General features: G+C 49.2%; 11 protein-coding genes. All 11 read right to left on the bottom strand.

The features are described from left to right. The coding region (locus tag NR121_RS24520; RefSeq protein ID WP_256832099.1) for a mandelate racemase/muconate lactonizing enzyme family protein at nt 1–869 on the bottom strand (869 nt) is incomplete at its 3' end. Nucleotides 870–897: 28 nt separating this feature from the next. Then, nucleotides 898–1,089 carry an FCD domain-containing protein gene (locus NR121_RS24515; RefSeq protein ID WP_375162542.1) on the bottom strand — a complete coding sequence of 64 codons (192 nt, stop codon included), beginning with the start codon at nt 1,087–1,089 and terminating at the stop codon, nt 898–900. A 320-nt stretch (nt 1,090–1,409) separates the two neighbouring features. After that, a complete protein-coding gene (locus tag NR121_RS24510) occupies nt 1,410–2,522 on the bottom strand; it encodes a sugar ABC transporter substrate-binding protein (protein WP_062408310.1) in 1,113 nt (370 codons plus the stop codon). Nucleotides 2,523–2,632: 110 nt separating this feature from the next. Then, nucleotides 2,633–3,640, bottom strand: a complete 1,008-nt coding sequence (locus NR121_RS24505; RefSeq protein ID WP_054820197.1) for an ABC transporter permease — start codon at nt 3,638–3,640, stop codon at nt 2,633–2,635. A gap of 50 nt (nt 3,641–3,690) precedes the next feature. Next, nucleotides 3,691–4,686, bottom strand: a complete 996-nt coding sequence (locus tag NR121_RS24500; protein WP_256832097.1) for an ABC transporter permease — start codon at nt 4,684–4,686, stop codon at nt 3,691–3,693. Beyond that, nucleotides 4,683–6,146: a sugar ABC transporter ATP-binding protein gene (locus NR121_RS24495; protein ID WP_212741270.1), complete on the bottom strand. Its 1,464-nt coding sequence runs from the start codon at nt 6,144–6,146 to the stop codon at nt 4,683–4,685. The genes NR121_RS24500 and NR121_RS24495 overlap by 4 nt, the downstream gene beginning before the upstream one ends. Nucleotides 6,147–6,366: 220 nt before the next feature. Next, nucleotides 6,367–6,804 carry a GlcG/HbpS family heme-binding protein gene (locus NR121_RS24490; protein WP_062408306.1) on the bottom strand — a complete coding sequence of 146 codons (438 nt, stop codon included), beginning with the start codon at nt 6,802–6,804 and terminating at the stop codon, nt 6,367–6,369. Nucleotides 6,805–6,883: 79 nt separating this feature from the next. Beyond that, nucleotides 6,884–7,636 carry an N-acyl homoserine lactonase family protein gene (locus NR121_RS24485; RefSeq protein ID WP_054820191.1) on the bottom strand — a complete coding sequence of 251 codons (753 nt, stop codon included), beginning with the start codon at nt 7,634–7,636 and terminating at the stop codon, nt 6,884–6,886. Nucleotides 7,637–7,645: 9 nt separating this feature from the next. Then, nucleotides 7,646–7,768 (bottom strand): hypothetical protein, encoded by a 123-nt coding sequence (locus NR121_RS24480; RefSeq protein ID WP_256832096.1) that lies wholly within the window; start codon nt 7,766–7,768, stop codon nt 7,646–7,648. 211 nt (nt 7,769–7,979) lie between these two features. Continuing rightward, nucleotides 7,980–9,644 (bottom strand): GMC family oxidoreductase, encoded by a 1,665-nt coding sequence (locus tag NR121_RS24475; protein ID WP_256832095.1) that lies wholly within the window; start codon nt 9,642–9,644, stop codon nt 7,980–7,982. 202 nt (nt 9,645–9,846) lie between these two features. Further along, a complete protein-coding gene (locus tag NR121_RS24470; RefSeq protein ID WP_171006051.1) occupies nt 9,847–10,539 on the bottom strand; it encodes a gluconate 2-dehydrogenase subunit 3 family protein in 693 nt (230 codons plus the stop codon). Nucleotides 10,540–10,874 lie beyond the last annotated feature (335 nt).

Raw genomic sequence — 10,874 nt, 5'->3', positions numbered from 1 at the left:
ATCCATTCGGAAAAACCTCCGGAAACGCAAATATCCGGTTGGGCTATATCTACACAGCCCCCTACAAATAAATCCCGGAAACCAAATCGGGTAAACTCGCACTCACCTCCTGCAATGGCAATGCTTGTTGAAGATCTGACCTCGCGGTAACCCGCCCGGTCCTCCGGCACCACGGGTTCTTCCAACCACCTGACATTAAATTTTTCAAGTTCCTTCGCCATTTTCACTGCCGTAAAAACATTATAGGCATGGTTGCAATCCACCAATAGGCAAGTGTCGGGCCCGATGGCCTCTCTAATGGTTCTCACCCGCTCTATATCCTCTTCTATGGACAACAAGCCTACTTTCATTTTTAAAATCTGAAATCCCGCGTCCACGTAAGAACGAGCTTCTTCAGCCAACTTGGGCAGTGATGCCTTGTAATTGAGAACATCCTCGCCTCTGTAGTAGCAGCCTGTGGCATAGGCCGTTATGCTTTTCCGAAACGGGCCTCCAATCAAGTTATGTACCGGTTGATGCAGCATCTGGCCATAGATATCCCATAAAGCGATATCTATTGCGCTTAACGCTTCAATATACGTTCCTTTTTGTCCGAAATCCCGCGTATCTGCATAATGCTGTTCCCAAATTTTCATCGGATTTTGCAGCTCCTGATTGATTAATTTGGGTGCCAAGACGTGTTTAACAACAGCTGCGACGGGTTCGGGAGGACCGTATTGCCCTCCCTCCCCCCACCCCACGAGCCCATCGTCCGTCTCTACTTTTACGATGAAACTGTTTCTCTCCGGAAAAGAGCACTGGGAAGAGTAAAAACGTTCATTACCCAACGGCGTTCGCAATATATACGTTTGGATACTTTTTATTTTCATATCGTTCCTCCTCACAAAGTTGGGGGGTTCATTCCATATTTACCAAAACCTTCTGGTTGCCCGCCACGTCAAGGACTAGCTCATGCAATTGGTTTCCCAACTCAAAGGACTGCTCCTTGTTTCCGCTTTCAGGTTCTTGAGCGGCCTTCTCCAGTGCCTCCTGCAGCAAGTCTATCGTTTGATCATTCATTACACTTGCCGCAATTCCGGCGCTTAACATAATCATAATATTATGTATACAATGATGTTGAAATTCGTTATATAATTCGACATTTACTGAATATCGTATGGTTCATATTCAAAGTGTATACTGTAATATTCGTTTTCATGACTCAAATTGGATTTCATTGTATACAATCATGTCAACGCTTCCAATTTAACACAGCTTTTAAAATTAATCAACATCTTTTTCAAAATTTAGCAATAGGGTTCTGATTACGGGCAGGCATGAAGTAAAAGCCGTTTGTTTGGTGGCGGAACGATCCCAAGTGAATCATTCTTCACTTGGGACGTCATTTTAGTCGCTGCCCACCAATCCGTTTATTTACGTTTTGTGCCAAGCGCCCAGTCTACATAAGCTTCTCTCATATCCACATTATCTTTATCAACAATAACCGTCGGAACATTCTGAATCTTATCAATAGAGAAGCCCAGAACTTGGTGCATAAAAACAGATTTAATTAATTCACGCCCCATATCAACCGTACCGACATCAACAGTAGCTGTCAGCTTCCCTTGACGGATCGACTCAAAACCGGACTTCAGGCCGTCCGCACCGATAACCATAATGCCTTCCTTGCCATCCCACAGCTTTAGACCGCGTCCTTCGACGGCCTGCACGGCGCCCAGAGCCATTTCCTCATTCTCTCCATAGATTAAATCGACATTCGAATGTGCTTGCAGCAGGTTCTCGGCAGCCTGCATCCCTTTGTCCCGAACGTAATCACCGCGTTGTTCTCCTACGATTTTCATATCGGGATACTTTGAAATCGCCTCCAAGAAACCATTTTTACGTGAAGTAGCAAAGTAACCGGGTAAACCCCATACCAACAAAATATCGCCTTTTCCGCCTAACTTTTCAGCTGCATATTGACCTACAAGATACCCTGCCTGGTAATGATTGTTGTAACTGATTACCGAGACCGCCTTCAAATCGTTTTCATCCCACATTTCAGCCGGCATATTAAACAAATAAATCATGGTTCCCTGTTTCATCGCCTTCTCATAGACGGCGTTCATAGAATCAAAATCACCGGTAGTACAAACAAATATGGCATCAAATCCTAGTGACGTCCAGTTTTCGATGGTTGCCACTTGCGACTCTACCGACTGAAAATTACCCGGTGCTGCCATCTGAAACTCGAATTTCACACCAAATCGGTCACTTAATTCATTCATCATCGTATTGGCGGCATGTTCAAAAATGTCATAATGCTCGGAAGCGGCCGGCGGTGAAAATCCGATTTTAAGTGTAGTCCCGTTTGCTGCTTCTCTCACAAATTGTTCAAAATGGCTGTCTCCCCACTGATAAACGCTGCCAGATGGCAGACTGTAATTCTCTTGAGGCGCAGAAGAATTGTCGCAACCTGACACTGTCAAAATGGCAAATAAAGATAAAAATAAAATACTCCATCTCAATTTTTTGAACGACATAAGATAGACCTGCCTCCTTCATTTTAATGGAATTTTTTCTGTACAGCTTCACACGTCCCCGCTCACCTTCTAAGAAATATCAAGGATTAAACGTTTTTTGTCTCTTTGTCTCACCCCCTTTCAGCTTTCACTTTGTCTTTGAAGTAACCGGCCAAAATCGGTACGGATACGGCAAGAAGAATAATGAAGCCTATAACTATGGTCTCCCAATACGGATTCACATTGTTAAGATTCATGGCATTTTTGATCATAAATAAAATAATGGCCCCGAGCGCAGTTCCGATTAAGGTTCCTTTCCCGCCGGCTAATGCCGTTCCTCCGATGATCGCAGCAGCAATAGCCTCCAACTCGTAGCCCTTGCCCATTTCAGGATTTACCGTGGTAAGACGCGAAGCCAGAAGAACACCTGCTATTGAGGCGGTAAGCCCGGATAGTGCATAGACCTTAATGCGCAGCCTATCGACCTTGATGCCCGATATACGAACCGCCTCTTCACTGCTTCCCAGAGCCAGAATATGGCGGCCAAATTTCATTTTCCGATATACGATTAGGAGCGCGATAAGCAGAACAATCGCTATAATCACAGGAAACTGCACGCCAAAAATGCGTCCCGAGCCAAGAAATTGAAAACCGTTGGTCATATATGAACGGAAAGGAATGGCTCCAGTCCAAACGTATAAGATACCTCGCAGAATAATCATCATGGCTAACGTAGCCATAAAAGGAGATATATTTAATTTAGTAATGGTAAGCCCGTTTACGGCACCTATGAATGCCCCAAGGATTAAGGCCGTTGCAACCGCTATGACAACATGAACATCCTGTTTAAGCAACCATGCAGCCATTCCACCGCATATACCGCATATAGATCCAACCGATAAATCAATACCGCCCGTTGAAAGGACAAAGGTCATGCCAAAAGCCAATATCATGACGAATGAAGCCTGCTGCAGCACGTTGAAAAGATTCGTATGAGTTAAAAATTTTTCCGAGAAAAACGACATCGCTATTATGATTACTCCCAGGACTATGAAGAGGCCCAGGAGATGCCGGTCGATTTTTAGGGAAAACCCGAAGGCGTGTTGCCTGCCCATCATTTCCAAACCCTTATTTTCCAATGTCACACCCTCCTCTTGACGTATCTTTATTTTCGACGGTATGGCTCATATCAGTTTTTGGCGGCTAAATAACGTTCAATCGTTACTGCAATAATAATGATCAGCCCGGTAATGATTAAACGATAAAACTGGTTCACGGAAAGAAGATCCAAACCGTTGGATACAAGTCCAAGGATTAAAGCGCCAATCGCCACCCCAACCACACTTGCCTTGCCGCCAAACAAACTTGTGCCGCCAATGACGGCTGCAGCGATCGCATTCAGCTCATATTCTGAGCCCATTAATGGCTGCACAGACGTTAGACGTGAAGTCAGAAGGATACCGGCTGCTGCTGCGAGCAATCCCGAAATGGCATACACACTGATTTTGATTCTATCCGTAGACACACCGGATAAGCGTGCTGCTTCTGTATTGGAGCCTGTGGCTATAACAAGGCGTCCGTAACTGGTAGATTTGAAGATAAAATACAATACCAGAAAAATGACCAATGTGATCAAAACCGGCATCGGAATTCCCAGCACTTTTCCTTGAGCAAGAAAGGCAAACTCCGGAGTGACAAAATTACGAATGGGTTCATCTTTCGTGAGCAGGAATAACAGTCCCCGTGCGATATATAGCATGGCAAAGGTCACCAAAAAGGCCGAAACCCCCAATTTAGTGATGATGAGCCCATTGATGGTCCCAATGAGTAAACCTACAAATAATCCTGCCGAGATGGCGATCCACATGGTTGAGCCACTCATCATTAACCAACCGGTAACTCCGCCAGCGAGTCCAAGCACCGACCCGACAGATAAATCAATGCCGCCCGTTGAAAGCACAAATACGGTTCCAAAAGCAACCAGCATAACGAATAACGATTGCACCAATACGTTTAATAAATTTCCGACCGTCAGGAAGTTTGGCGCCGTCACGGCCAAAAACAGAAATAACAGGATGAGGATAACGGATACGCCAACCCCGTCGCGTGTCATAAGGATAAAAAAACGATTTTTAGAATGAGCTGCTTTATAGGAATGGGTTAAAATTTTAGGATTCATCATCATTTATGTCCTCCTGAAGCGTAGTACATAATGTTCTCCTCTGTAGCTTCCTCACGTGAAAATTCATGTACAAATTCTCCTTTATGCATTACATAGATCCGGTCGGAGAGTCCCATAAGCTCAGGCAGGTCGGAGGAAACCATAAGTATTCCTCCCCCATTACGTACAAACTCTGCCATTAAATGATAAACCTCGACCTTTGCGCCTACATCAATTCCTACCGTCGGTTCGTCAAAAATCAACACTTTGGGCTTGGTGAAGAGCCATTTAGCCAGAATGACTTTTTGCTGGTTGCCGCCACTTAAGAACCTTACGTTTTGATGCACAGAAGGGGTCTTAATGCCTAAACGTTTTACATAATCCGATGCGATATCTAATTCTGCTTTTTTCTTTAAAATAAACTTTTTTGAAAGAATTTGTTTCATCGAAGCGATGGTTATATTTTTGCTGACTGACATTTCGATTAACGCCCCATGCAATTTCCGGTTTTCCGGGAGCAAGCCGATACCGGCACGAATGGCATCACGCGGAGACTGAATTCGAATGGGTTTCCCATTGACTTCTATGGTTCCTGAACGGATTGGATCAGCACCTGCAACTGCCCGTACGGTTTCCGTTCGTCCTGAACCGGCAAGCCCGGCTATCCCTACAATTTCTCCTTCTTTCACATGGAAACGGATATTTTTTAAAACCCCTGGCTGGTTTACATCTGTCACTCGCAAAACTTCTTTGCCGATTGGAACGGTTTCTTTTGCAATGAAATTCGATATCTCACGCCCTACCATCATGGAAACGAGCCGGTCAACATCGGTCTCTTCGGCATTCACTGTTGCTATGTGCCTTCCGTCACGCATGACATGAAAGCGGTCGGCCAGCAAGAACAGCTCTTTGAGATGATGGGATACATAAATGATCGATACGCCTTGTTCCTTTAGGGCACGAATAAAGTCGAATAAAACTTCGCGTTCGTGTTCGGCAAGAGCAGCTGTTGGTTCATCCATAATGACGACAGAGGCCTTGACAGAAAGTGCTTTCGTAATCTCGATAACGCGATTTTTCAGAGCGCCAAGCTCGGCTACCGGCCGTTTCAAATCCTCTACGGTAGAGAAGAAATTCCGGTAAAGCTTCTCCGTTTCCCGGTACATTTCTTTTTCATTTAGAATTTCCACTGCACCGCCGAGATACGAGTTATAAATTTCCCGTCCGAGATATACATTCTCCACTGCAGTTAAATGAGGGGCTAGCGTCGGCTCTTGAAATATGGTACTAATCCCAAGTTCTTGAGCATGTCTGGCATCTTGTATTTCTACAGATTTCCCCCGAACCCGGATTTCCCCGCTATCCTTGCGATATAAACCCGATAAAATCTTTATCAAAGTAGACTTGCCGGCACCATTTTCTCCTACCAGTGCCAGCACTTCGCCCTTTCGCACTTCGAGCGAAACGTTTTCAAGCGCCTTCACACCGGGAAATTCCTTGGTAATTCCGGTCATCGAAATAAGCACGTCATCATCTTCTACTCCCATTTGCGATCCTCCGTTCCTATAAATTCCCGGGCAGTTGAAGCTGTTAAGCATAACAAAAGTTCATCTTCTTTCATCTAAAAGAGTCCCGGTCTTATTGGGACAAGAATAAGGCCAAGACTCTTTTTTTGCTGCACCAAAAACGATATTGAAATAAAATTTAAGGGGTACTCATTTCAAGCTCTTCGATGGCCAGGAGCGCCGCTTGCGCACATTCGGCGTCTTGATCTGCCGTACCGCCCGAAACTCCAATCCCCCCTACCAATTGCTCCTCGATATATATGGGGCAGCCCCCTCCAAAAATCGTCATTCTGTCGGCGTGTACAAGTCCATGCAATAATGAAGGGGTGTCTTTAATGATCGGGTACCAATCCGCTGTAGGGATGCCAAAGCCAACGGCTGTATAAGCTTTGTTTTGGGCAAGTTGACTGGGAATAAGCTGGGCTCCATCCATTTTTATGTATCCTGCTAAATTCCCGCCGTCATCCAGAATAGCAACGCATATTTGTATATCCAGCTCTTTCGCTTTGTCCATGGCATAATTTAACATTTTACTCACTACTTCTTGCGGCAAAATCGTTTTTTTCGGTATGGACATCGATTTCAATCCTTTCGTTATGGTTATAGATTAAAAAGATCAAAGCCATTTGATAGGTAGTAGATGAGATTGCATTAGTTTACCCGATCTTCGAGGACGGATAAAGCTCGTGTACCTTAGGGTCGTGGGCCGGCAGCACGATCGCGTCCATCCCGCGTATCAGATCCATAGCGGCAACCACATTTTCGAAGTTATAGTAGTAACCGATGGGAATGTCGGCTTCGAGGTTCTCGTACATATAGATTTCGTCGCCGGGGATGATGACGATTCCCTGAGCGGTCTCGACGGTCACCATCTGGTGGCCGGGGCTGTGGCCGCCGGTCCAGATCACCCGGATGCCCGGCAGTACCTCCACTTCGCCGTCGACTAGCTCAAGGCGCTCCCACGCCTCGTTCGCCAGCCAGCCGAACGCCTCGCGCGGGAAACCAACCCGGGGAGCGTAACGCTTGTTTTCGGGCATAAGAACATAGAGCCACTCGCGACGGTTGAGGATGATGCGAGCATTCGGGAAAAGGCGGGCATTGATGTAATGGTCAAAATGCAGATGCGTCAGGATCAGCGTATCCACGTCCTCTGGCGCCACGCCGGCTTGTCGCAGCAGCGCTTCCGTCGTACGGCTTGGAGCGGAAACGCAGCGCCTTATTTGCTCTTCGGTCAGGTAGCCTTCTAAATTGTCTATGCCGGTATCGATGAGAATCGTGTGTCCTCTACCTTGGACAAGAAAGAAATTTTGCACGATCTTGACCGGATCGTGTCGACCGAAGGCGTGCAGGTAGATCACGGTTCCCGGCGCAACCCACTCCCCGTTGTTCAAGATGGTCACGGTGTACATGAGCTCTGTTCACCCTTTCTGCTGTTTTGCGACCCTTTTACGAGTATCGGCCTCGGCTAACGAGTCGGTAAAATTCTCTTCCGCGTCGGCTGCCTGCTCTACCAAACCCGGACGCTCAGAAGGCGTGCTCACGGGTCTTTCATCCGCTCTTCCCGCCCGGTCACCGTACGTGTCAACCCGACAGCAGGAGGGCGAGGGCGAGTTATTCAGTGAGCATGGACCGACTGTCGAGAAGTACTCTGCCGAGAACCTCGCTTTCCCTATACCCGCTAAACTCTCACCGTTGCCAATGAAGTTAAGCTTTGATCGAACCTTTTCGAACACGGTACTGACTCGCGCTAGTTCAAAAACCCGGTGCATCCGCATTGCCGGGTGTGACCTTCTGCGACAGGATGTGGGAATGACGCCTCTTGATGTACTCGGCGCAGCGGACGGCAAGCGCCTGCAAGGTACTGGTCGGATTGACGGCGGCGCTGGTCGGCAGCGAACTGGCGTCGACGATGAACAGGTTAGGTACGTCCCAGGTCTGATTGTATTTGTTGGTTACCGAATCTTCCGGCGTATTTCCCATCCGGCAGGTGCCCATAATGTGCCATCCTGGCGGTGGTTTCGTAACGCCTGTAACCCCCGTACTGCTTGAATCGGTTAGGCCGCCGGCGGCCTCGGCAGCCTCGCGCGCCCTTTGCCTGCCGAACTCGATGAGTCGAGCGTCGTTTTCGGGCAGCTTGTAGTGCAAGTGCGGCGCGGGAAGCCCGCTTGAATCGGTGACTTTGGGGTCCAGCGTGACCCTGTTTGTTTTTACCGGGAGATCCTCTCCCTGCACATAGACAAGCACATGCCGACCAAAGTGTTCGTTGAAAAATTTCCGGTGATCCGCCCCCCACGGCGCAAGATAACCACTCGTCGTTCCCATCGCCGTATAGGCTGAACCGTTTGCCCGCCCGACTTGCAATGAGAATCCGTTGACAAAGTTATGATTTGGATTCGTGTCGTAGAACTCCTGACTGTACAGGGACGCTGGTTCGGGGCCCTTGAAATCTTCTATGGGCTCGTCGAACCAAAAATCTTCGAAAGCCCAGCTGTGGAACATGAGGTGCGTGCCTACAAGTCCGTTGCTGTTCGCCAAACCGTCCGGGTGTCCGTTCTGGGCGGACATCAGGAGCAAGCGGGGGGTACCGACGGCATTCGCACACATCACGACGATGTCGGCACGAACCTCGTGCCGCTCGCCGGTGATCCGGTTGATGTAAGTCGCGCCAGTAGCACGCCCGTCTTTGCCAACGTTAATCCGCTCAACCCGCGCGTTGGTGCGCAGATCGACACCGTTTCGGATGGCCTTGGGCCAGTAAGTGACATCAGTAGAGCCGATCGAGCCGCGCGGGCACCCGCTTAAGCAGGGTCCGCACGCATTGCAGGGGAGACGGCCGTCTTTATGCCGGGTCAGGATAGCGTAGTCTGCCGGCCACCAGTGCCACCCGAGTTTCCCAAACGCCTTTGCCATCTTCAAGCCGAGCTTTCCCGGGGGGATAGGAGGACCATATCCCTTCAGCTTTTTGGGATTCCCCAGGTCGCCGACTACACGCGCCACCCCGAGCTCCGCGTCATTGATATTGTAGAACGGCTCCAGTTCCTCGTAGCTGATTGGCCAGTCGATCGTTCCTTCCAGCCCGTGCTCCGTCCCCTTACGAAAGTCAACCGGTTTGAAACGCGGCCAAGCGCCCGCGAAGTGTCTGGTTGAGCCGCCAACAGCGTTAAATACATACGGAGTTGCGTTGCCCGTGGTCGGATAGTCCTCCGGAAGCCTGCGCTTGTTCGGGTCGAAATCCCAACCTCGTTTCCTCTCGATCTCCCATTCGTGGTGGAAATGCGGGTGGTCGAGCGGGTGTACCCAATCGCCCTGCTCCAGGCACGTGACTTTGATCCCTGCGTCGCTCAGCCGTTTGCTGACTGCGCCACCGGCCGCGCCCGCGCCGATTACCAGCACGTTCGTTTCTACATGTTTCGCCATTTTGATCCCTCCTCCAGAGTCATTTATTCCGACATGCTCGTTCTATTCACCATTTCATAACGACGGATTAACCTCAACAAACGGGATGGCCTTTACCTTGGCAAAATCGGCAGGCTGGAGCCAGAAGGGTTCTATCCGCTCACGGCCAAGGATGACATGCGTCTCATGCTTGTTTTCATTAGGGGCCAATGCAACCCGGTATCTATTTTTCTTCATTACAGGAAGGCTTGGAATGCTCCTCACTTGATGGTGGCTTGCCCCCTGCAGCTCCCGGCTGATCCGGAGTCCGGACGTTCACATACTTGACATCTTCTGTCCGGATATACGAGCCTTTTACTTGCGAGAACAACGATTCATCCCACGGTTCGATCACGTCCAAATAGCCGTAGGGCTGCGGAGAGCTCCGGTAATCACGGCCTGCCTCGAGATTCTCGTTTATTGCCTTCGTGACCTCGGGCCGCGAGTAGTACCCATAGTAAACCAGATCTCTGAACTGCGAGAAGAAGGTTGGCGACTCCTGCTCGATACGTTTGAGAATTTCGACCTGCATGGCCGCGTCTGCCTGGAGAAAGTCTCCGCCGAGCTTATCCAATTCTGCCTTGAAGTTATCCTCCCCGGCGAAAGGAAACCATTTAGGCTCCTCGCCGCTCGGCGTGATGTAGCGCGCGATAAAGCGCACTATCCCGACTTCGCTGGGCCAAGGAAACCCCTCGCCGCCGGGAATGATTCGATCAGCCGCCGCATTCAGGACCGCCACTTGTACCTCCGTGAACTCGATCAGCTTCACAAAACCGCCTAGACGCGGCTTGAGCGGGGCGAATTGTTCCTGTGGCTCCTTCGTTGGTCCAACATTTGTATTTCCTAGTTCCTCCTCGGGAAAAGACAAAGACGACACGCTAACTCCTCCCTCCAAATGCTAGAGTTACTTGTGTCACCATCCCCGCGAAAGGGATGGTTCTCGCTGCGCCCCCATCGATTTCGCCGGTGATGGTGATCATCTTCGGTCAATCTTCAACTGTTATTTCACAGCTGCGCCCACTGCTTGGTACCAGTCCTCGTCTCGGTTCATCGCAGCCACGTGCGCCGTCCTGCGTACCAGCTTAGACGCTGCTGCTCACCGACGCCCGTTCCAGGTACTTGACGATTTTATCAACTTTCATTATCAAACCATAAGACCGTTGCCGTTCCCCGTCCGGGTGAGCATTACGCTCTCTGGTATTTGCCGGGCTT

It is taken from the genome of Paenibacillus sp. Pae15 (genome assembly GCF_024519685.1).
Classification (GTDB): Bacteria; Bacillota; Bacilli; order Paenibacillales; family NBRC-103111; genus Paenibacillus_G; species Paenibacillus_G naphthalenovorans.
This window is presented reverse-complemented; position numbering and strand designations above follow the sequence as displayed.

What these genes read in the sequence shown, in the direction of transcription:
- NR121_RS24490 (WP_062408306.1), bottom strand. Translation starts at nt 6,804, where the DNA reads ATGTCCATACCGAAAAAAACGATTTTGCCGCAAGAAGTAGTGAGTAAA.
- NR121_RS24475 (WP_256832095.1), bottom strand. Translation starts at nt 9,644, where the DNA reads ATGGCGAAACATGTAGAAACGAACGTGCTGGTAATCGGCGCGGGCGCG.
- NR121_RS24515 (WP_375162542.1), bottom strand. Translation starts at nt 1,089, where the DNA reads ATGTTAAGCGCCGGAATTGCGGCAAGTGTAATGAATGATCAAACGATA.
- NR121_RS24485 (WP_054820191.1), bottom strand. Translation starts at nt 7,636, where the DNA reads ATGTACACCGTGACCATCTTGAACAACGGGGAGTGGGTTGCGCCGGGA.
- NR121_RS24510 (WP_062408310.1), bottom strand. Translation starts at nt 2,522, where the DNA reads ATGTCGTTCAAAAAATTGAGATGGAGTATTTTATTTTTATCTTTATTT.
- NR121_RS24500 (WP_256832097.1), bottom strand. Translation starts at nt 4,686, where the DNA reads ATGATGATGAATCCTAAAATTTTAACCCATTCCTATAAAGCAGCTCAT.